The organism is Polaribacter sp. Z014 (assembly GCF_023555435.1).
GTDB lineage: Bacteria > Bacteroidota > Bacteroidia > Flavobacteriales > Flavobacteriaceae > Polaribacter.
On the sequence record NZ_JALCZP010000003.1, the window covers coordinates 125476 to 149705 of the forward strand.

A 24230-nucleotide genomic window follows, 5' to 3' on the forward strand; every position below is an offset into this window, starting at 1 on the left:
AAAATAAATTAGTTTATTTACTAAACCTACAAGGTTAAAATAAGATCTTGCAGGATCAGAATAATTTTAATCTATCGCCAAAGGCAACCAAACACTCATTTCTGAAATACCTCTATTCGACCAGGCAAAATAAGGTACGAATTGTACATTATAATTCTCAAATTTTGGATTTGATAATGTTCTGTACATTCCTTCTTTTTTATCTTTTCTAATTTTAATATTTCCTGAAATAGTAGCAACTCCATTTAATAATTCCGGTTTATAAGTTGCTGTTAATTTTGATTTTATTGGTAAATACACATCTAAAATATCAGTTCCTTTTGGTAAATCTGGCGTTTCTACGCAATACACAACTGGACCTCTTTTTATAGCTGCTTGATTTCTTACTTCTTCTATTAATGGATTCCCTTCTAACAATTTAATATCCATAGGAAGATTTAAAGTAATGATATCTCCTTTTTTCCACTGTCTATTTAAATTTGCAAAAGTCCCTGGTTTTCCAGCTGTATTTTGAGTTTTTCCATTTACAGAAATTTCAAAACTAGTTGCCCAATCTGGAATTCTTAATAGTACATCAAAAGCATCATTTTTGCATTCATCAATTGTAATCTTTATGTTTCCATCCCAAGGATATTGAGTTTCTTGTCTTAATTTTACGACAGATCCATCTCGTAATTTTGTATCCAATTTATTCGCTCCATATAAGTTTGTAGCAATTCCGTTTTCTGATAAACTATAAGCCCAAGCAGAAGATTTAGCAATGGTTCTTACTAAGTTTGGTGGACAACAAAAACAAGGAATATATCCAACTCTATCGGGATAATCTGTACCCCCCATTTTATGATTCGCAGTTCTTCTTAGCGGATTTGTATAGAAATACGAATCTCCTTTTAAGCTGATACCAGAAAGGGCACTATTGTACAAAACCAATTCCATAACATCTGCATGCTTCGACTCTCCTTTTATATTCAACATTCTATAATTAAACATGGCGTTACATAAGTTTGCACAGGTTTCATTATAAGCATGTGCATTGTGCATTTCATAATCTATAGTAAATGCTTCATGTACAAAATCTCTATTCGATGAACCTCCATCATGTTTTTGACCGCAAGCTCCAGTAACAAACATTTTTTTATCTACAATATTCCCCCAAATTCTATCTAAGGCATCAATTAAAGCTTTTTCTCCAGTTTCTGCATACACATCTGCTGCTCCTGCATAATAATACAAGGCTAATACAGCATGACCAACAGCCTCATCTTCTTCTCTTAACGGAGTTCTCTCTTGTGTCATATCACCAATATTGTTATATCTAACTGATGGATGCGTTTTTACTTTCGACTTCCCTCTCATATTGATGAAAATTTCTGCCAACTCTAAATATTTTTTATCTTTTGTGGTTCTATACAACTCTACCAATCCCATAATCTGGACTTGATTAAACCCCATACGTGCTAATTCTGCAGATTGAGGTTGAAAAACATCATATAAATTATTTGCGTTTTTAATTGCGATATCTAAAAAATTAGTTTTCCCAGTAACTCTATAATAAATACAAGCAGCAATATATAAATGACCACTATTGTACATTTCATGATACTTTCTTTCGGAAAATGGTTTTCTATTTTTATTGGTGGTTATCTGTGTTTGTAAATACCCATTTTCTAGTTGTGCTTTTCCTATAATTTCAATTAAATCATCTAACTCCTCAATAATTTTTGGATCCTTATTAATTGCATATATGTAAGTTGCAGCTTCCATCCATTTATAAAAATCACCATCATGCCAACTAAACCCTTTATGCTTGCCTTCTTTTAGTCCTGCCGCTATTTTAAAATTGTTTAAAGCATGACCAACATCACCTTTTAAAACTTCCCCCATGTAAGGCACCATTACTTCCTCCGCAACTTTAAATTTATCGGCCCAAAAACCATCTGTCCATTCACAATCGCCAATATTTAAACTTTTTAATTTAACATACGGACTGTTGGTATAATTAATAATTCCTTTACTGTTATCTAAATCTAAAACATTTGTTTTACTTGTGTTAATTGCTATTTGTTTCGGAGCCTCTTTAGACTCCTTACACGCTATAATTAGCAAAAAAGAAAATAAGATAATAGGTAGTTTTTTCATTTTATTTAATTTGAATATTCACTTGTGAATGTCCTCCTAAAAATCTAGTATAATCTTTTAAATCATCTACTACAATTAGAAGAATATTTGTTTTTTTACTTTAAGCAAAACCATTTAATAAGAAGCTTACTAAAAAAATGGTAAAAAAAATTCTTAAAAAACTTGTAATTACTCGTGAGTTTATTTTTAACCAAAACTATGGAATCATATTAAAAATCACGCTAAAAAATCAATTACAAAAACTTAACATTCATTATTATTTTAATTAAAACAACTTAATATAAATAATTGTTTTATATTTGAAAATAACAATATATAATACTGTATATGAAAACATTAAACAACTTAAAAAAAAGTTTTTATCTTATAATTATACTTAACATTAGTGTTTTACAGTATTTACAAGGACAACAATTAAAAACTCATTTTGAAGAACATATAATTCCTTTAAATATGCCTTTTGATTCTATTTCTAATTTTTTAACTAAAACAAAAAAACAAGCGCTCATAAAAAAAGACAGCACTTTGTTAATTAACACCCTTATTACTCAAAGTAGATTTAATAGATTTAAATTAAATTACTTAGAAGCGTTTAGTTTTGCTGGTGAAGCTCTTTTTATATCCGAAGAATATAAAAGCCCACTTTTAATAGCAAAAGCCAATGAAGAATTAGGTGTTTTAACCTATTTATATAAACAAAATGAAGAATCTGAAAGCTATTTCATTAAAGCCCATCAACTATATAGAAAACTATATAAGCATCACAAAATTGACGTATCAGAAATTTACAAATCATATTATAATTTAGTTTTACATTATCAACGTATTGCGGACAAAGAAAACCTACAATCTTATATTGATAGTTGTATTGTTCTTTCAAAAAAAACGAAACTACCTCCTATCTATTCTATTTTTCTTGACGAAAAAAAAGCAAGCATTAGCGAGTGGAATAATGCACCAAATGAAGCCTTAAAACTACTAAAAAATGCAGCACAGCAATTAGAAAATAGTGCACCAAATTCTGGATTAAAAAACAAGGACAAGAAGTTTCTGCTAATTATTTATGGCAGAATTGCAATCATCTATCATAAAAAGAAAGACCTTAATGAAGCCAAATTTTATTTTGAAAAATTCGCTAAAATAAAGGGCGATTTAGGAGAAACAACCTTTTATAAATCGTTTTTATACTCACGCTATGCGGAAGTTTTAAAAGAACTAAATTTATTTGCACTAGCCTATGAATATGAAAAAAAATCTAATGACATTAGCAACGCTTTACTAAACCCTAGAAACGAAAAAAACAAAGGTTTTTTAACCATTAAAAACTATTACAAAGAAGAACTTATTAAAAAGAGAGAGCAATTAAATATTAAAAACTTAGAATTGGCTAAAGAAAAAGAAGCCCTTCTTAATTTTAGAATTACGCTGTTTATCATCCTATTTTTAGTAATTATTTTAACCTTAATTGTTAGACAAAGAATTAAAAATTTAAAGTTTGAAAAAAAGCAGCAAAACTCTAAAGAATTATTAGACGTTAAGAATAAGGAACTCACCACAAACACGCTTCAATTAATAGAAAAAGAACAAGTAATAAAACAGTTAAGCGATTTTATTAAAGAAGCAAATCCGGGAAACAAATCAAAAATAATTTTAAAAACGATCGAAAGAAGCTCTACCAGTTTATGGGATTCTTTTAATAGAAGATTTAATCAACTTAACAAGGGTTTTTATGATCGTTTACAAGAAAAAGTACCCGATTTAAGTAGAGCAGACAGAAAGCTTTGTGCTCTGATAAAACTTAACTTTTCGGGAAAAGAAATGGCACACCTTTTAGGAATTTCTTTAGGCAGCGTACACGTTGCAAGACACAGATTGCGTAAAAAAATGAAACTGGAGAGACATCAAAATCTAACCAGTTTCATTACTTCTATATAAATACAACCTCTTATTTATTTAGTCTATTTTTTAGTAGGCAAATCCGTTAACATATCTACCTCAAAAGTTTCGTTGTATTGTGGCATTTTACCGGCTTTCCATAATTCTTCATCCTTAGCTGAATAATACCATAATGGTTGCACAAAACCTTCTGTCCATTTTTGAGTTTCAGCCACCATTTTTTTAAGACGTTCTGGATATCTACCTCCTAAATTTTTCTTCTCTCCAATATCTTTAGTAATATTTGTTAATCTCCAAGGTTCATTACCCATTCGTGTAATTTTCCAATCGCCTAATCTTGCCCCAACATCACTATAACCATGACGATATCTTAAACAGTAAATCATGTCTTCTTTATGCGGTTCTGTATTATTTTTTACAGCTTCCATAATATCCTTACCATCTAATATTTTGTCTTTAGGAATTTTACCTTTTGCTAAATTTACAAACGTAGGATATAAATCTAACGAAGAAACAGGAAAATCAAACTTTAAACCTTTTCCTAATTTTTTAGGATAATGCATAAACATTGGCACTCTATAACCGCCTTCCCAAGCATCACCCTTAGAACCTTTAAGTGGATAATTATTAGCTCCGTGATCAAAATTACCACCGTTATCACTTAAAAACACAATTAACGTATTGTCATACTGATTTGTTTCTTTTAACTTTTTCACAATCTTCCCAACTCCTCTATCTACCGCATACACCATAGCCGCATACGTTCTTCTGTCTTTATCTTTAATGTTTGCAAAAACCTTTAAATCTTCTGCTTTTGCTTCTAAAGGAACATGTGGCGCATTATAGGCTAAATAAATAAAGAAAGGATCTTTTTTAGTGGAAGCTAATTGAATATCGTTCATAGCCTCTCTAGTTAAAGCATCGGTAATATATTCTGTTTCCTTAACTTCTTTGCCGTTATGGTCTAGCGGAAGAATATAATCGCGAATTTCTTTTTTGCCTGCTTTTAACTGTTTCTGATATTCCTTCTGATATTTCTCTGGGAAATAATTATGCCCTCCTCCAAGGAATCCATAATAATTATCGAATCCCCTTTTGTTAGGTTGGTATTTTGGAGCACTTCCTAGATGCCATTTTCCAAAAGCACTAGTATAATAACCAGCATCTTGTAATACTTTAGACATATAGGTTTCATTTAAAGGAATCCCCATATTGTCAGCATCATTCATACTAGAATTACTATGCAAATTAAAAGCAGTTCCCATTTCTTGAGGATAGCGTCCTGTTAATATAGAAGCTCTACTCGGACCACAAAAAGGATGTGCTACATAAGCAGAAGTAAACGTAATGCCTTCATTAGCTAATTTATCTAATTCTGGTGTAATAATATCTGTAGATCCATTGAATCCAACATCATTATAACCAAGATCATCACACAAGACGAACAAAATATTAGGCCTTTCTTCTTGTGCTGTACAGCCCATTATGGATATAAAAGTTCCGAAGAATAATAATTTTAGTTGATTTGAAATCTGTTTCATAATTACTAATAATTTAAAATGATATTTAACGAATTCTTATTTATTTTAACTTTTGCTATATAATAAAAAAATTATTTTTTCCCTATTACAATCTCCTTATTGCTTGCTTTTACGGTTTGTTCTAAAACCTCACCATTAGAATACATCACTTTTACTTTAATGCTTTTGCTACAATCTCCCAATCCAAAATGAACAAAAGTGTTGTGGTTTAATGAATATTGAGAAGATGAAGTACCAACTCTTTGTTGTTGCGTATTTCCACAAGAAGAAATTGTTACCAAAGCACCTAAAGGTGGAATATTTCCTTTTTTAGAGTTTCTAACCTCAACAGTTAATGACTTATTACTATCTGCCATTTCATTTTTAAACAAATGCCATTTTCCTCTTTCTTCTCCAATTACAACATCTACTTTCCCATCTTTATTATAATCGATACTTTCTACGGCCATTCCAATTCCTCCTAAATCTTTCGTTATAATATGATGTCCTTCTTTAGCTTTAAAAGCAGATTTACCATTATTTAAATACAAAATCGATTCGTTTTCATAGACCAAATCTCCTCTTCTAATTACTAATAAATCATCAAAACCATTGTTGTCATAATCTGCGACAGTAACCGCCATTGTTTGTGCTTCTAAAAACACATTTGCTTTTTTAGTAACATCTACAAACTTAGATCCTTTGTTTTCTAATAAAATATCATTGATTGCTTTTGGATGTTTAGATTCTGTATAGTTTTTTACGTTATGCACCACACCCGTTGCTGGCGCCCAAAGAAAACCACCAATTCTCCATTTTTGATTACCTACATATCCAATATACCACCCTTTTTTCTCTTGGTAATTAGGATTATCTGGAAAACCTAAAGCATCACTCATCACTAAATTAATATCTTTTCCAGAATGTGTTTCTCCATCAAAAACATAATCATAAGAAGCCTCACCAATATAATACGTATCATTATTTGGCCATTGAGACTGAAAATTTTCCATATGTAAAACTTCCCCAGAAACAAAATCGTCTAATTTTAATTCGCCCCTTTTTGTATAAAAACCTAAATCTTTCGTTGCTTTATTATAAAATGATTCTCCTTTTTTAAATTCTAATCCTCTAGTGAAATATAAATCCATATCACCATCATTGTCGTAATCAATTTCTGCAATTGCAGTTACTTCATCAATATCGTAAGACAATACTTTTTTAGTAACATCTTTAAAAGTTAAATCACCATTTCCTTGATATACAATTACGTTTTTATCGCCATATAAAATAATATCAATAATGTTATCATTATTAATATCTGTAATCAACGTTTTTTGTCCGTTTACTTTACTTGCAGGTAAAGTTGAATGTAAAATTAATTCTCCTGCACCATTATTTTCATAAATATAGTTTTCACTTGCCCCTTTTTTTGCGCCATCAGGAAACGCAAAATTTAACAAATCTAAATCGCCATCATTATCTAAATCTACAAATTTCACTGTTCTACCGCGCATTAAAGCTAATGGTTCTGTAAAATCTGCCATCGGAATAAATTCTCTCCCTTTTACTTTATATATTTTAGAATTTCTAGCGTTACTTCCAGAACCTCCTCCTCGAGACATAATTATTTCTAAATTTCCATCTTTATCAAAATCTCCCACAGAAATTCCGTGTAAATCTCCCATGATGATATCAAAAGGTTTTGCAAACTTTCCTTTATTATTCCATTGTACCTGAATTGCATAACCATGGTCATTTATCAACAAATCTGGATACCCATCTTTGTCTAAATCTGCGACCACAGGCGAATCCCATTTCCTTAAATTCTTTTCTTGCCTTGGAAATTCTTTAAAGACTTCTTTAAAAGAATCGCTTTGTGCATTTATAGAATTTACACCAATAAAAGAGGCTATTGCTCCAAGTATCCAAAGATTTTTAATGCTGAAATTAATGTTACTCATAGTTTTGTATTTCATGTGGTTTTTAAAATCAAATTATATTCCGTTTACAGGCTTCAATAACCGAATAAAAAAAGAAAAGTAATTACTTTATTATACCTCATCATGTACCAATATTACCATAATTTTTGACAAAAAAAAAGGAGCTTATTCTTTTCAGTTTACTGAAATGAATAAGCTCCTTTACTTATTTAAATGAACGTTATTTTACCAAACAACAGGCATAAACACGGTCATTTCTGCCTGCCCTCTATTACTCCAAGCGTAATAAGGCACTAATTGCGTTTTATAAGGCTTAAATACGGGTTTTGTAACTGTTTGATACATTTCATCCGTTTTACCTTCTCTTAGTAAAAGTTCTGTTTCTATTACCGTAACTCCACCTAAAAAATCTGGTTTATGAACTGCTGTTAAAGGAGCATCACCTTTTAAATACACATCTAAAATAGCTGTATCTTTTGGTAAATCTGGAGTTTCAATTGTATACACAATCGGCCCTCTTTTTACTGCTAATTGATTTCTTACTTCTTCAATTCTATTATGACCTTCAATAAAAGTTGGTTCCATTGGCATGTCTAAAACAATCACATCTCCTGCTATCCAAGTTCTATTGATGTTTGCAAAATTCCCTGGATTTACAGCAACACCTGCATCTTCTCCATTTACTTTTAAAGTACTGCCAACTGCCCATTTAGGTATTCTAACCTGAATATCAAAAGCTTCACTTTTACATTCATCAATAGTTATTTTTACCAAACCTTTCCAAGGGTATTCTGTATCTTGAGATAATTTTAAAGGAGCACCATCTAACATTTTTGTCTCTAAATTGTTTCCACCAAATAAAACAACAGAAACACCATTATCAGATAAGTTATACGCCCATCCAGAAGTTTTACAAATTGTTCTTACCAAGTTTGGAGGACAACAGAAACATTCTAAATACGGTTGTCTTACCGGACTTTCTGTTACATCATCATGCGAATCATAATTTCTAGAATTGTTTACCATTCTTAAAGGATTCGAATAAAAATAATCTTTCCCTTCAATACTAATTCCTGATAAACCAGAGTTATATAATACCAATTCTATAATATCTGCATATCTAGATTCACCATTAATCCCCATCATTCTATGACTAAACATTGCATTACATAAATTTGCGCAAGTTTCGTTATAAGCCGTCATATTTGGCATCATGTAGGCATCTATAAACCCTTCCTCAATCATGTCTAAACTAGTAGAAGCTCCATAATGCGCTTGCCCAACAGCTCCGGTTACATACATTTTTTTGCCTGTAATGTTTTCCCATAATTTATCTAAAGAAGTTAATAATGCTTTTTCACCAGTTTCTGCATATACATCTGCTGCACCTGCATAATAATACAAGGCTAAAACGGCGTGACCAACCGCTTCTTCAGATTCTCTGAAAGGAGTTCTTTCTTGCACCATGTCTCCAATAGGGTAACCAATTGTAGTATCATCGTGTTTAATTTCGTACGTTCCTCTTCGGTTGATAAATTTCTCTGCTAATTTTAAATACTTTTTATCTCTTGTAGTTCTGTACAATTCTACCAAGCCCATAATTTGGGTTTGATTGAATCCAAAACGTTGGTAATGCTTGGTATCTGGCATAAAATAAGCATGTAATAAATCTGCCATTTTAACAGCAATATTTAAAAAGTTGCTTTGCCCAGTTAATCTAAAATGCACAGAAGCAGCAATAAATAAATGTCCGAAATTGTACATTTCATGATACTTTCTGTTTTCAAAACGATCTACACCTTCCGTAATTTGAACATGTGTATGAATATACCCATCTTCTTCTTGAGCTTGACCAATAATATCTATATACTCGTCTAATTCTTTTAGTAAAGTAACATTTTTAGTTTGCGCATAGATATACATTTTTGCTTCCATGAATTTAAAGAAATCTCCATCATGCCAGTAAAAACCTTTATGCTCTCCTTCTTTTAAACCTGCTGCAATTTTAAAATTGTTTAAACCATGGCCAATATCTCCACATAAAAGATCTCCCATATAAGGCAACATCTTATCTTCTGCCGTTTTTACTTTTTCTGACCAAAAGCCAGTATTCCATTTACAGTCACCAAAATTGATGCTCTTTAACTTTACAAACGGACTTTCTGATGTGTTTGTAATTGCATTCTTATGAAGGTTTGAAGTAGTACTCATAAAATATATTTTTTAAAATAAGTTTTCTTACTATTGATTTTAATTATTTTTTCTTGATAACAATATTGTCTATCAAAAGTTTTGCTGCTCTTGTTTTAGGTAAATCTTTTTTTCTGATTTCAATTGCAATGGCATCTTTTTCTCCGGATGCTACTGTTCTAGAAATAGTACTTTCTACCGTAATCCATTCACGTCTTGGAAGTTTTCTAAGATCTCCAAAAGTTACTTCTAACTCAGGATCTTGTAAAACAACATGAATTTTATCTGCAATAACTCCTTGATCTAACCAAACTTTTGCAGAAATTGTATACTCACCAGCGGCTAACTTTAATGAACCTTCTGGTGCCATAGCCACTGCTTTTTCTACTTCTAAACTTTCCGTTTTACTAAACCCAGAAAATTCTAAACTATTTACACCTTGGTAATAATCTCCGTAAGCAATTGATAAATATTTAGCTGAACCTTCATTGATATCCCAAAATTTCTGATACTCATCTGGCACAGAACTTTCTGGTAATAAGGTTAAAGGTCTTCCGTTTTCTTCAAACAAAATAGGCCCTTCAAAACCATAAAAAGCAGCATCTTTAGCTAACAAATTATCTGTTGGTTTTTGCCAAACTCTCATATATTCAATTTCGAAATCTACAGGTAACTCTTCTTTATGCGGCATCCCTAACCAAAAGAAGATCTCTGAATCTAACCAAATTTCCATCGGATTATTCAATACAAAAGAAGTCCCTAATTGATCTTGTGTAAAATGACGAATTAATTTTCCATCAATAAATAATTTTAAATAATCTACACCCCATTCTGCTCCGTACACATGAAAATCATCTGCTGTTCTAAAGTCTAAATTTTCATCATGATTAAATATTTTAGTTGGTCTTTGTGCTGGTGGTCTCCAATCGTGTGCAGTTGCTAAATAAGAATCTGCTCTAATGTTTCCTTTATTTTTAGGATTCCCCATTAACTCATACACATCTAGTTCTTGCTCATGACCAATTGCCCAAAATGCACCTGTAATTGCTGCATTACCAACTTTAGATTTCACCTCCATATATCCATATAAAAAACGTTTGTGCGTTAAAACACCCGCTGTGGTAACTGGCATTGGCGTTCCGTCTTTATAAATACCATATTGAGAAGTCCCCATATTTCCGTCGCCATAGCTTTCTTTAATAAATGGATAATCTGGTTCCCAAGCTGTTCTTAGCTTTAACTTACCATCTTCTACAATTACATTTTTTGCAACAAATTGAGAAGGAGCACGTCCTTTCCAAATATAATATTGATCATTTAAGCCCTCTACAAACCATCTTGTTGTATCTATTTCAGTTCCCTTAAATTCATCACTTAGTTCTTCATTTAACACCCAACCATCTTTATTTTCTTGATCAGAAAATGGCATTGGAGTTGTTATTTCTGTTTTAACTTTATCAGTTGCTTTATTTTGTGCACAACTTACACTAGCAAGTGTTAATAATCCGGATAATGCGATAAAAGTATACCTCTTAAATTGTATCATTCTATATTTAATTTATTCGTTGGTTTTAATTTATTCTTTTTCTTAATAATTAGAAATTTGTTATTTATTCTGATAATGTTCCATTTCTTTTTTCACTAATTCAGGTGTTCTATAACGGTCCATTCTATCAATGTCATATTTTTCAAACTTTCTTTTTAACATCCACATTGGGCGCTCTAAAGTTAATTCCCATTGAAACAATTTTTTATACATACTTCTCAATCGTTCTGGATTTTTCGTTGCCAAATCATTTTGTTCTGCAATATCTTTAGAGATATCATACAATTCTGCAGGTCTATCCGGAAAACGAATCAATTTCCAATCATTGTGTCTATATACAGAACGTGTTTCTTTTTTCCAAAATAAATCTTCGTGAGGTCTTGCTTTATTTTCTCCGTTTACAAACGGAACTAAATTAACACCATCTATATCTTTTAAATCTGCCACATCTCCTCCACCGGCAGCATAAAATGTTGGTAATAAATCTAAAGTACTTACTGGGTAATCGTACACCTGACCTGCTTTTATTTTACCTGGCCATTTAATTAAATATGGTACTCTTAAACCACCTTCTAGGTGATTCGATTTTGTACCACTTAATGGTAAATTTAAAGAAGCGTTTTTATCTGTTGGCCCTCCATTATCATTAGAAAAAACAATAATTGTGTTATCCTCTAAACCTAATTCTTTCAACTTCTCTAAAACTCTACCAGAAGCACGGTCTAAAGCTAAAGTCATTGCTGCTACTTGTTGACGTTTTCCGTTTAAGTTAGGAAATTTCGCTAAATCTTCTGGGGTCGCTTCCATTGGCGTATGTACCGCATTAAATGCTAAATACACAAAGAAAGGTTTGTCTTTATTTCTTTCGATAAAAGAGATTGCTTTGTCTGCAAATACATCTGTAGCATATCCTTCTGGTTCTTCGAAATTACCAAAATCACGTTCCATTCTTTTGTCTAAATGCCCTTTAGGAACTTGTTTATAAGCGAAATAACTTCTATCGCCTCCTCTAAAACCATAAAACTCATCAAAACCTCTTTTTAAAGGATGAAAACGATCTGCATCACCTAAATGCCATTTACCATACATAGCACTTGTATATCCTAATTTTTTTAAATAATCTGCCATGGTTACCTGATCTACTGGCAAGCCCATATCATCTGCTAAATACTTTGAGTTTTTACTCATGTATCCAGGTACATTTATTTCTTCGTACCCAAAACGTTGTTGATATTTACCGGTCATTAACCCTGCTCTAGAAGGTGCACACGTTGCATCTGTAACATAACCTTCTGTAAATTTTGCTCCTTCTTTAGATAGTTGATCTAAATTTGGCGTTTTCATTACTTTACTTCCCTGAAAACCAAAATCGGCATACCCTGCATCATCAGAAAATATGAAAACAATGTTTGGTTTTTTTTGCGCACAACTAGACAATGCTATTGCCATACAAATAAATAGAATACTTTTTTTCATTTTTTATTGAATTAGTTGAACCTTACAACAGATTCTTAATTTACTTTTTTAATCTCAATATCGTCTATGTATAATTTAGCCGCTTTTGTTGCTGGTAAATCTTCTTTTCTAATTTCTATGATCATTCCATCATTAACTGCAGATGCTTCTTTTCTTGAAACTTTCTTTGCTACCGATACCCATTGTTTTCTTTCTAATTTTTTTAAACCAGAAAAAGTTAATTCCATTTTCGGATTCATTAAAGCAACATGAATAGAATCTGTAATCCTTCCTTGATCTAACCAAACTTTCATTGATAAATTATAATCTCCTGCAGGAAGTTTTAAAGAACCTTCTGGTGTTTTAGCGACTACTTTTGCTACGTTCAATGAATCATTTTTACCATATCCAAAAAACTGTAATGCTTCTACTCCATTTGCATAATGTCCTTCTGTAATTTTTAAGTATTTCTCTGAACCTTCACTAAAAAGCCAAAATTTTTGATACTCATTTGCAGTTGCATCTTCTGGAACCATTGTTAAAGGTTTTGGATTTTCTTCAAATAAAATAGGACCTTCAAAACCATAAAAGGCTCTGTCTTTTGCCAATAAATTATCTGATTCTTTTTGCCAAACTCTCACATATTCAGCTTCAAAAGTTGCTGGTAATTCTTCTTTATGAGGAACTCCTAACCATTTAAAAATCTCTGAATCTACCCATATTTCCATCGGATTATTTAAGACCCAATCTGTACCTAATTCATCTTGTGTAAAACCATGAATAAATTTACCATCTCTATAAATATTTAAATAATCTTCTCCCCATTCTACTCCATAGACATGAAATCCTTCCGAAGTTACGTAAGGTAAGTTTTCATCATAACCAAAAGCTTTTGTTGGTCTCGTTGAAGGTGGACTCCAATCATGAATTGCAGTTCTATTCATATGCTTATCGATAGAACCTTCTTGAGCTATTTTTGGTACTGCCAATTGCTCGTACATATCTAGTTCTTGTTCAAAACCAATTGCCCAAAATGCTGCTGTCATTGCTGCGTGTGGTGCTTTCGATTTTATTTCCATATATCCGTTTAAAAATCTCTTTTTACTAACAATTGCCGCTGTTGTTACCGGTAAAGGTTTCCCTTCATGAATTCCGTATGTATCTTTATTAGCTCCATCAGCATAACTTTCTTTAGCGAAATTATAATCTGGTTCCCATTGCGTTTTTAAAATTAAATTTCCGTTTTCTACGACAACATTGTGTGGCGCATATTGAGAAGGAGCTCGTCCTTTCCATATATAATAATCTCCATTTTGTCCTTCTACAAACCACTTTGTAGTGTCTATTTCTGTTCCTTCAAACTCATCACTTATTTCTTCATTTAAAACCCAATTCCCTTTATTTTCTTGATCAGAAAAAGGTAGAACACTTTGTTTTACAACCGTTGTTTCTGTTGATTTCTTAGGTGATTCACATCCAACACTTAGAAAAGTAAATGTTCCTAAAAGAAAAGCGATTATATATATTTTTTGATATTTCATTTATAATATTGTTGTTATTTAACTTCCTTTTTTATTATTTTCTTTGAAGCTTCGTTTGAATTTCTTCTAAAGAAAGTCCTTTGGTTTCTAAAAGGTATTTATATAAAATAATTAAGCCCACAAGTACAATACCTGCGTAAATTATAAAAGTTGTGGTAGCTCCAAACATTTCCATTTCTAATGGGAATAAAAACTGCACCAAAGCACTAACGGTACTCGAAATTAATGCAAATAATGGTATTGCCACTCCTCGATTAGAAATTGGGAAAATTTCTGAAAGCAACACCCACATAATTGGTCCTATTGAGAAATTAAATGCTGCAATAAAAGTTAAAATACTTAATAGTATTAAGATTGAATTCATGTGTGCAGTTTCTTTAAATATTAAACCCGAGTTATCACGTGCAGATTCTACTCCAAGAATATCACTTAAAGAATTTTTGAATTCAATATCGCTATTAAATTCTTTTCCAACAATCGCATTTAATTTTTCAATCTCCGGAATATTATTCATTTTAACAATTGCCTCTGGAGTTACTGTATATGTAGCTTGTTTAAACCCATAAGAAACTGTAGATATACTTATAATAATCAATACTAAACCTCCAATAACTAAAGGTCTACGACCAAATTTATCAATTAAGGTTAATGACACTAAAGTAGAAATCAAACCAATTACACCAATCCAAATGGTGCTAGAAAATGCGGCATCTGTACCTAAACCTAATTGCTCAAACATCGTTGGAGCATAGATCATAACTGCATTCATACCTGTAAATTGTTGTACAATTGCCAATGTCATCGCTAAAATTAAAACGATTCTCATCTTACTTCCAAAAATCTCTTTTAATTGCCCCATCGTTGACCTACTACCTTCTGTACCATCAACACTATCAACCATTTGTTGAATTTGTCCATCAACTTCATTTTCAGGATATACTTTAGATAGTGATTTTTTAGCTTCGTCTATTCTACCTTTGTAAATTAACCAAGCAGGACTTTTTGGAATTATTGCAAGTAATAATAACCATATAACTGCAGGAATTATCTCTATACCCAACATCCAACGCCATCCTGTTTCTGCAAGGTTAAGATCAATTACCCATTGCGTATCAGACCCCATTTGTTGTAAAATCCAATAGTTAATTAAATACGCTAGCGTAAAACCAACTCCCATATTTATTTGTAACATAGAAACTAATTTACCTCTTTGCGCAACTGGAGCAATCTCACCAATGTACATTGATGCTAACGTAACCGAACTAAAGGCCAAGCCTCCTAAGAATCGAAACCAAAAAAGTGCTAAGAATGATGGTGCTAAAGCAGAACCAATTGCAGAGACTACATAAAATATAGCAATAATCTGTAATGTAAGTTTTCTTCCTATTTTGTTTGCAGAATAAGCAGTTAATGGCAATGCTATTAGTACTCCAATACCTGGAGCAGAACCGATAAGACCAACTTGTGAAGCTGTTAAATTAAACTCTTGCGTAATGAATTTAAAACCGCCCGATATTAATACAGCATCTAAACCAAAAACAAAACTCCCTATTGCTACAATAATGGAGTATGTAAATGCATTCTTTTTATATGAACTCATAATAATTTAGTTATAATAATTAAGTTTGATTGTTTGCCAAATAAATTATTATCGCAATAATTTACTTAGAAAACAAAGTAAGCACAATTTAGAACTAAGCTGTTATTTAAATTTACCAACTCTTAACCCTATTTTACCTTAGCGTTTCAAATTTAAATAACACTTCTGTTTAATAAAAAATGCTGAAGACTAATCTTCAGCATTTTCTCAAATCAAATTCAAACAATTCTAATTAAAATAGAACATGTCTTAATATCCATCATTTTGAATTAATGCTGGTGCTTTTTGTATTTCCTGATTAGGAATTGGTAAATAATATTCCTTATCAAACCAAGGTCTAGTAACAACAGTATATTCTGTATGCGTTAAAACTCCACTAACCTCCTTTTTCCATTTTAATCCTTTAATATCGAAACCTAAATTATCAGGATTCATCCATCTTCTTTCATCCCAAAAATTATGACCTTCAAAAGCCAATTCTATACGTCTTTCTCTTTTTATCGCTTCTTTAAGAGCATCTCCCGTTACTGTAATTTCAGGCTGTAATGCTCGTGTAGAAACTTTATTTAAGAAAATTTTTGCTTCTATATCATTATTTAATTCTGCTTGTGCTTCTGCATAATTTAAGTACACTTCTGCCAAACGATATAAAATATATGGACGTCCTGCAGATACATCTGTGACTCTCGTAAGGCTCTCATCTTGAAATTTTCTAATGTTGTATCCCGTTTTTGAAGAATGACGAACATTCCCTAATCCTTCTGAAGAATCCAATCCATGAGGAAAGGCCGGTACTCTATTAGGTGCAACCCCTATAGAATCTGACAATGAATAATCTACAGATCTTCCTCTAAAGTTAGCTCCTTGGTAGTTTAAATCGGCATAATATCTCATTTCTCTATTTGCATTTGGCGTTGCAGCATTAAAAGTAGCACCACTTGTACTAGAACCATCTGCCATATTAAACTCTAAAGCAAAATTATGTGTAGGAGAAGATAAAGCCCAACCACCATAACCACTTGGCGACTGTGTTTGATCTGGTAAAGAGTTAACATCTAAACCAAAATCATATAAAGTTTCTCCGTATGGTCTTGCAAAAAGAATGTCTTGATTTGCAGATAAAAATAGCTTTTGATATGCTGCTGCATCTGGCGTAGCAATTAAATCTCTTGCACCCACTAAATCAATTACAGCTTTTGCTGCATCTGCTGCATCTTTCCATTTTGTTGCTTTTGTGTAATCATATAAAGGACCACTAGGTAATGTAGCTGGATCGTGTAATTTACTAGCTGCAAATAATAACGTTCTAGACTTAACTGCTAATGCCGCTAATTTTGTAGCTCTACCAAATTCAGACGCTGGTCTTGTAACTGGTAAAACAGCTGCAGCCTCGTCTAATTCTTTCACTATAAAAGCAACACATTCTTCGTAAGAGTTTCTTGGAATATTAAACTCTGACCCTAAACCAAAAGCAGTTTCAAAAATTGGTAAACCCCCAAACATTTTAACCATCTTCGCATAAATATTAGCTCTTAAAAACTTCATTTCTGCTTTTAAAACATTTACCTGATCTGCATCAGTTTTCATGGCTTCACTTTCATCTACATTGTCTAAAAACTGATTAATTTCATTAATAAAAAGAAAATAATCTCTCCATTTATTATTAAAATCTCCCGGATTTAGAGCAGTCCATCCATTTCCTCTAAGTCTAAGCCTGTCTAAATCTTTAAAATTAAACTTCGCTTCAAAAGACCCCACTTCTACATTAAATCTTCTAGCCCACCAAATAGATTTGTTTAAAGCCCATCCATTTGTACTATTATAAGCAGAATAAACTACCTTTTCTAATTGAGTTGGGTCACTAAAAATTAAATCATTAGGGTAAGAACCTAAAGAATCTGTATCTAAAACATCTTCACAACTCGTCATCGAGAAAAACCCAATAGCTGCAAATAAATATATTAATTTTATTTTTTTCATTGTTTCTATTTTTTATATTAAAAAGTAAAATTTAAACCAAATGTGTACATCGTTAAAGAAGGATACGTAGATCCTCTAAAGTTATTATACCCAGCAGCTTCTGGATCTAAACCTAACTTTTCAATATCTGAAAACATTGTTAACAGGTTAAAACCTCTTGCAAATACTCTAATATCTGCAAATTTTGCTTTTTCTTTTGTTATTGTATATGCTAATTCCACTTCTTTTAATCTTAAGAAAGAAGCATCATGTAACCACAAATCTGCTCCAATAAAATTGTCTGGTTGTCCGTTTTGAATACTACTGTATTCATCATTTAAACCAAAAGCTCTTGGGTATCTAGAATTTCTATTATCTGGCGTCCATCTGTCATTAAAAACATGACTAGGTTTAGCTCCGTCTTGGTCGAAAAAAACTAATGCTTTTGCTTTCGCTTGTCCTTGTAATAAAAAACTTAAGCTAAAATCTTTATAATTTACCCCACCCGTAATACCGTATTGTATTTCTGGTACGTTAGAACTACTTATTCTTATAAAATCTCCATCATCTATTTTACCATCTTCATTGGTATCTAAATAAATTGGTTCACCTTCTACCGTTCCTGCTTTTTTAACAGCAGTTGCATCTACTTGTGCCTGATCCCTAAAAATCCCCGCTGTTGGCGCTACGACATAAGAACCAATTGGCATACCTTCTTGTCTTAAAGCAGCTGGAGTGTTTACCGGTTGTGGTAAATAAATAACTTTGTTTTTAGCTTGCGTTAAATTAAAACCTAGGTTATAACCTACTTCTCCTATTTTATCTGCCCAACCTAAAGTAACCTCTACACCATAACTATCTACTTGTCCTAAATTTTCATCTGGTAATTGTACTCCTGTAAATTCTGGAACTTCACCACCATTGTCTACTAAAATATCTTTTCTGTTTTGATAAAAATAATTTACTTCTCCAGATAATCTGCTGTCAAACATTTGAAATGTTACTGCAAAGTTTTTCATAATAGCAGTTTCCCAAGTTACATTAGGATTTGGTGCAACACCGGTTCTATACCCATTTTCTACTACTCCATTTTCTCCAAAAGCATAATAATTTGGTCTTACATTGGTATTATTGTTACTAAAATCACCTCCATAAGAATATTGAGATAAATACTGGAACCCAGCTATTCTATCATTTCCCATTACCGCATAACTACTTCTTAAATTAAGTGCGTTTAACCAAGAAACGTTTTCTAAAAAGCTTTCTTTACCTATAGCCCAAGAACCTCCAACACTATAAAAAGTACCAAACCTATTGTCTGAACTGAATCTACTAGAACCATCTCTACGTAACGTTAAATCTAAAAAGTACTTTTTATCATAATCGTAAGATAAAGAACCTAAATAACTTAAAGAAGCTGTTTCACTTGCTGTTCCGTTTGTAAGTTGAGAACTTGGATCTCCTGCAAATAAATAAGGTAGATCTTTTGATGGTAAATTACCACTCTGAGCAAAAAAACTATTTGTTTCTGAAGTTTGTTGTTCGTAACCAATAAAACCATTTATAGAATGTACATCATTAATTGTTGTATTGTATCTAAGCGTAGCATTGATTAATGTTTCATCAAACTTCCAAAAAGTATCTCTTAAAATATTTTGTTGCCCGTCTTGAGAAAAACCTGTTTCTGGGTTATAGTCTCCACTAGTTTGGTCTAGTTTATAGATTGTCCATGGAGTATAAAATGACTTCTGATCGTAATTCATTTTTCTAACCCCTACATAACTATTAAAGCTTAAGCCTTTTGTTATTTTATCTAATTTCCAATCGATAGCAAAACGACCTCTTAAATCGTTATTATTTTGTTTTGTAAAGCCAGACTGATTGCTAGACATTACTAATGGATTTGCACCATTTTCTCCTCCCCAAGCAGGTAAACCGTTTGGATAAACACCTACTTCTGTAGGTAAGTTTGCATATATGTGCTTGTAAATAAAACCTGCATTTACACCTGGTTGTTTGTTTTCTGAAAAACGACCAGATAGATCTACACTTAACTTTATATCATCTGTTAATTTAATATCTAAATTAGAACGCAATTGACTTTGGTTAAAATCTAAATCTCCAGAAGCAAACATTCCTTCTCTACTCATTAAATCTCCACTTACAAAGTATTTTACATTTTCACTTCCACCGGAAATAGAAATAGAATTTCTAGTTTCTGGAGCTGATTTTGCAAATGTTAAATCTGCCCAATTTGTGCTTGGGTAGTTAGCATCATTGCCTTCCGTATACTTATCAATATCTGTTTGCGTATAAGGAAGTGCTAGCCCTTTTCTTTCTGCAATTTCGTTTTCATAAACTGCATATTGTGCTGAAGACATTAAGTCTGGAAATGCAGAAAATGAAGAAACACTATAAGAGGTAGATAGCTTTACTTTTGGCTTACCAGACGTACCTCTTTTAGTAGTTACAATAATAACACCATTTGCTGCTCTATTACCATAGATTGCTGCGGCTCCATCTTTTAAAACACTTAAATTAGCAATATCTTGTGGCGCTAATTGATTAAATGTTCCAACACCTGTTTGCACACCATCTATTAAGATTAAAGGCGCATTATTATTAAGTGTAGATTGTCCTCTAATTAATAGAGAAACATCTCCATCAGAACCAGGATAACCTCCTCTATCTGAAACAATAATACCTGTTACCTTACCCGCTAGAGATTTAGCAACCTCTCTATTAGAAGTGTTTTCAATTTCTGCTGCTTTTAATGTACTTACAGAACCTGTTAATTCTCCTCGTTTTTTAGAAGTATAACCAACAATAACTACCTCATCTAAATTTGCTACATCAGCCACCATTGTTACATTAACCATCGCTTTACCATTTACAGGTACTTCTTGCGTTTTGTAACCTATGTAAGAAAATATTAAAATAGCATTTGCATCTTTTGCTGATAAAGAATAATTACCATCAAAATCTGTTACCGTACCTGTATTACTTCCTTTTACTTGAACACTAACCCCTGGGATTGGTCCACTTTCGTCTGAAACTGTTCCAGTAATATTTTGCTGAAACTTTACGTCATTTACGTTGTTTTCACTTGCTACCAAAGAGCTTGCATTAGCAAACATTGGAAAAGCAATTAAACAAATTTGTAATAGTCCAACTATCCTAAATTGTTTTATTAAGGATGCATAAGAACTATTATCAAAAAATAGTTTTTTTCTCATAATTGTTTGGGTTTTTTGAATTATTAAATAGTATGAATTTGATAATAAATTAATTCATAGTTCAAATTTCCAAAAAAAATGCACCCTATTTTTATGTTTTTTACCTCTTAATGATACTAATTTACCCTTATTATATATTAAATTAACCCCCACAGAAAACTTATTTTATGTTGATGAATTTAAATTAATGTAACAATTATTCATAAAAAAACTCGCAATAAAAATTGCGAGTTTTCAGATAAAAAAAGTAACTATTTATAATTTAATTATTTTTTTTATTAAAAAGTTTTCGTCCGTCTTAATCTTTAAGATATAAATTCCGGAAGCTAAATTAGAAATATCTATTCTTGGATTATTGACATTGGTTTCTGTTACTTTTTTAACTGATTTTCCTGACGCCGTATATACTTCTACTTCTAGTTTATTTAGAACTCCACTATAGTTTACGTAAAAATAATCTCCAGAAGGATTTGGAAAAACACTTAACTTCTTAAAAATTTGATCTGACGTACTTAAAGTACCTGCCGTACCAATGTTTCCTGAAATACTATTAGATGTTTTATCAAAACGCCATAAATTATATTCCGTATCTTCAGAGAAAGACCAATTACTAACATCATTAATACTTGCTCTTAATTGTGCAGCTGTACCAGATAAAGCACCTGTATAGACTCCGAAATCATGTTTTTCCCCAACATTATTTGCATTTACACCATTAGTTAAAGCAGTTGGTAATTGACATGCAGAGTTACCACCACCATTACCCCATCCTAGAGCAGTATTTATCCCTGTTATCCATGCAGTTGAATTTGCATCCGCTGGAAGCGCAAAAGGATCTGCCTGAAAAATTAAGATTCCTTCTCCGTTTACAGAAAAATCAAAATCTCCATCACTTGTTTCTGCAACCTTACCTGTATAATCATGAGATGTTGTGCCTGCAACTTCTTCTGTATTATTTGTTACATGTTTAACTAATCCATCATCATCTAATATAAATATATCACCTATACTAAAAGCAGCTCCAGGAGACCAAGTAAAAATATCATCTACACTATAATCTCCTGTAAATCCATTGGCAGTATTGCTCCAAGTTCTATTAGAAATTGACAATTTGGTAGTTGCACTAATATCTTTTAAAAGCATAAATGCCAATTTCCCTTTTCCAGATTTCCAACCTACTATTGCAATATCTCCAGCTGTTAAAACCGTAGATTCTATGACATCAAAAATAGTTATTTCGGCTGGTGTTGTTAAAACACTACCAAAGGATGTTGAAGCTAAGGTAATCACAACAGATTCACTTACTTCATTCTCCGTATCTTGTGTAGCATCAATAATTATTTGCGTAGCGTTTGTGCCATTAGCAATGGTTGCTGTACCAGATAATGCTGTATAGTCTGTTCCTTCAGTTGCAACTCCACTTACAGTATAAGTAATATCTATATTTTCGGTAGCATTTACGCCTTCTGGTAAACTAATTGTAAATACACCATTAACACCACCTTCTATAGCGTCTGTAGTTTTAGCTATTGTAATTTCACTAAGTTCTCCTTCTAGTTTTAATAATGGAGTTTCAAATAGCCTGTCATATCCAGGCAAAGTTCCATCAGCCCAAAGAAAACTATGTATATGACCAGAACCATCACCATCATTATCATACCAAGCTGGTTTTACATCTTTAAAATCTACCACTTTTGCAATTGCATTGTCTAAAATAGTTTGCACAATTTGCTCTCCGTTTGGCTCGCTACTTCTTACGTTTGTGGTTTCACCTGGATCTGTAGAGATGTCAAATAAATTCCATTTACCACCATTTGCAGTTTTTACTATTTTCCATTTATCATAAGCAATTCCTCCATTATGAAACCCATTTTGAGGTCTCATCAACAATATACCATCGTCTGGTCTTGCATCTTGCCCTGCAATTATTTTATCCATAAAATCTACCCCATCAATTGTTTTTCCTTCAGGTATTGTTTCTCCGGCTAAACCAACTAACGTTGGATACAAATCTAAAGAACTAATTTGATGATCATACGTAGGACCTCCACCCGTAATTTTAGCTGGCCAACTTACAAACATCGGTACTTTATGCCCTCCTTCTTTTACACTTCCTTTTCCTTGGTCTAATGGCCAGTTTACAGCTCCTTTACTAAGCGTATATCCGCCATTATCACTTAAAAAGATAATAACCGTATTGTTAAATTTGTTCATGTCTTTTTTTAGCTCTGTAATAAGCCTTCCAATATTGGTATCCATATTTGTTACCATTGTTGCATACGTGATACGAGCTTGCACAAACTTTTCTATTAAAGCTGCCTTTTCACCTGCATCCGTTAATTTATTAACAGGCGTAGATTCTGTAATATATGGGCTATTTCGTATTAAGTCTTCAAAATTAGGATTGTCTAATTTAAACTGAGCAATTTCTGCTTCTGGCGCTTGTAATGGTGTATGTGGCGCATTATACGCTAAATACATAAAATACGGATCTGAAGAAGCACTCACTCTTTTTTCATAAGCAATTGCTTCATCCGTTAATAAATCTGTTAAGTAATCCTCGTTTTCAGCATTACTAAATTCGTCTCTAGCAACATATCCTCTATCTCTCCAAATTGGATCTTGATATTCATTTGTTACAGGGTTACTGCCTCCTAATCTATTGTAAAAACCATCTTCATAAACGCTTTCAAAGTAATTTTTTCCTCCACCTAAGAATCCAAAGAAAAAATCGAAACCTCTGTCTAATGGTTGGTATTTTCCATCTTGAAAACCTAAGTGCCATTTTCCAAATGCCGCTGTATTATAGCTCGCTTTTTTTAACACTGTAGAAAAATAAGTTTCGTTAGTTGGCACCCCTAATGTTGATGTAATATCGTTAGGTAAATTGTATTGTGCACCAATTCTATGAGGCATCATACCTGTTAATATTGCAACTCTACTTGGCCCACAAAAAGGATGGGCTACATGCGCATTTTTTAAAACAATTCCATTATTAGCTAAAGCATCTATATTTGGTGTTGGAATAACTCCTCTATCTTCCGGAAAACTTGCATCTCTATTAAAACCAACATCTCCATAGCCTAAATCGTCTGCTAAAATTACAATGATATTAGGTTTTATTCCTTGGGTTTGTGCATAATTACTTAAGGAAATAAGTAATACAAAAAGTAAAACACCTCTTTTAAAATAATTGTTCTTCATA

At 32.1% G+C, this 24230-nt stretch carries 12 protein-coding genes; 1 reads left to right on the forward strand and 11 read right to left on the reverse strand.

The genetic code is table 11. The features are described from left to right. Nucleotides 1-66: 66 nt before the first annotated feature. Entirely contained in the window at nt 67-2139 is a 2073-nt protein-coding gene (locus MPF19_RS05920; RefSeq protein ID WP_249987189.1) for a glycoside hydrolase family 127 protein, read from the reverse strand. Between the two features lie 327 nt (nt 2140-2466). Between MPF19_RS05920 and MPF19_RS05925 the strand changes: the two genes are divergently transcribed. Continuing rightward, nucleotides 2467-4074, forward strand: a complete 1608-nt coding sequence (locus MPF19_RS05925) for a helix-turn-helix transcriptional regulator (protein WP_249987190.1) — start codon at nt 2467-2469, stop codon at nt 4072-4074. A gap of 23 nt (nt 4075-4097) precedes the next feature. Here the strand turns inward: MPF19_RS05925 and MPF19_RS05930 are convergent, their stop codons facing one another. The 10 genes from MPF19_RS05930 to MPF19_RS05975 all read right to left on the reverse strand — a co-directional run bounded on the left by MPF19_RS05930 (nt 4098) and on the right by MPF19_RS05975 (nt 24229). After that, complete coding sequence (locus tag MPF19_RS05930) at nt 4098-5576, reverse strand: sulfatase-like hydrolase/transferase (protein WP_249987191.1); 1479 nt, start codon at nt 5574-5576, stop codon at nt 4098-4100. 71 nt (nt 5577-5647) lie between these two features. Further along, a complete protein-coding gene (locus MPF19_RS05935) occupies nt 5648-7534 on the reverse strand; it encodes a CRTAC1 family protein (protein ID WP_249987192.1) in 1887 nt (628 codons plus the stop codon). 189 nt (nt 7535-7723) lie between these two features. Beyond that, nucleotides 7724-9709: a glycoside hydrolase family 127 protein gene (locus tag MPF19_RS05940; protein WP_249987194.1), complete on the reverse strand. Its 1986-nt coding sequence runs from the start codon at nt 9707-9709 to the stop codon at nt 7724-7726. Between the two features lie 43 nt (nt 9710-9752). After that, on the reverse strand, nt 9753-11234 hold the full coding sequence (locus tag MPF19_RS05945) for a family 16 glycosylhydrolase (RefSeq protein ID WP_203393479.1): 1482 nt from the start codon (nt 11232-11234) through the stop codon (nt 9753-9755). 60 nt (nt 11235-11294) lie between these two features. Further along, a complete protein-coding gene (locus MPF19_RS05950; protein ID WP_203393480.1) occupies nt 11295-12710 on the reverse strand; it encodes a sulfatase in 1416 nt (471 codons plus the stop codon). 35 nt (nt 12711-12745) lie between these two features. Further along, nucleotides 12746-14230, reverse strand: a complete 1485-nt coding sequence (locus MPF19_RS05955) for a family 16 glycosylhydrolase (RefSeq protein WP_249987196.1) — start codon at nt 14228-14230, stop codon at nt 12746-12748. A gap of 34 nt (nt 14231-14264) precedes the next feature. Then, nucleotides 14265-15830, reverse strand: a complete 1566-nt coding sequence (locus tag MPF19_RS05960) for an MFS transporter (protein ID WP_249987197.1) — start codon at nt 15828-15830, stop codon at nt 14265-14267. 249 nt (nt 15831-16079) lie between these two features. Next, the gene (locus MPF19_RS05965) at nt 16080-17810 is read right to left on the reverse strand and encodes a RagB/SusD family nutrient uptake outer membrane protein (RefSeq protein ID WP_249987199.1); all 1731 of its coding nucleotides are present in this window, start codon (nt 17808-17810) and stop codon (nt 16080-16082) included. Nucleotides 17811-17827: 17 nt separating this feature from the next. Next, complete coding sequence (locus MPF19_RS05970; protein ID WP_249987200.1) at nt 17828-21025, reverse strand: SusC/RagA family TonB-linked outer membrane protein; 3198 nt, start codon at nt 21023-21025, stop codon at nt 17828-17830. A gap of 255 nt (nt 21026-21280) precedes the next feature. Beyond that, entirely contained in the window at nt 21281-24229 is a 2949-nt protein-coding gene (locus MPF19_RS05975) for a sulfatase-like hydrolase/transferase (RefSeq protein ID WP_249987202.1), read from the reverse strand. Nucleotide 24230: the final 1 nt, after the last annotated feature.

Bases quoted from the DNA above. Each gene is read 5' to 3' on its own strand.
- MPF19_RS05925 (WP_249987190.1), top strand. From the start codon at position 2,467: ATGAAAACATTAAACAACTTAAAAAAAAGTTTTTATCTTATAATTATA.
- MPF19_RS05970 (WP_249987200.1), bottom strand. From the start codon at position 21,025: ATGAGAAAAAAACTATTTTTTGATAATAGTTCTTATGCATCCTTAATA.
- MPF19_RS05960 (WP_249987197.1), bottom strand. From the start codon at position 15,830: ATGAGTTCATATAAAAAGAATGCATTTACATACTCCATTATTGTAGCA.
- MPF19_RS05920 (WP_249987189.1), bottom strand. From the start codon at position 2,139: ATGAAAAAACTACCTATTATCTTATTTTCTTTTTTGCTAATTATAGCG.
- MPF19_RS05935 (WP_249987192.1), bottom strand. From the start codon at position 7,534: ATGAAATACAAAACTATGAGTAACATTAATTTCAGCATTAAAAATCTT.
- MPF19_RS05930 (WP_249987191.1), bottom strand. From the start codon at position 5,576: ATGAAACAGATTTCAAATCAACTAAAATTATTATTCTTCGGAACTTTT.
- MPF19_RS05950 (WP_203393480.1), bottom strand. From the start codon at position 12,710: ATGAAAAAAAGTATTCTATTTATTTGTATGGCAATAGCATTGTCTAGT.
- MPF19_RS05965 (WP_249987199.1), bottom strand. From the start codon at position 17,810: ATGAAAAAAATAAAATTAATATATTTATTTGCAGCTATTGGGTTTTTC.
- MPF19_RS05975 (WP_249987202.1), bottom strand. From the start codon at position 24,229: ATGAAGAACAATTATTTTAAAAGAGGTGTTTTACTTTTTGTATTACTT.
- MPF19_RS05940 (WP_249987194.1), bottom strand. From the start codon at position 9,709: ATGAGTACTACTTCAAACCTTCATAAGAATGCAATTACAAACACATCA.
- MPF19_RS05955 (WP_249987196.1), bottom strand. From the start codon at position 14,230: ATGAAATATCAAAAAATATATATAATCGCTTTTCTTTTAGGAACATTT.
- MPF19_RS05945 (WP_203393479.1), bottom strand. From the start codon at position 11,234: ATGATACAATTTAAGAGGTATACTTTTATCGCATTATCCGGATTATTA.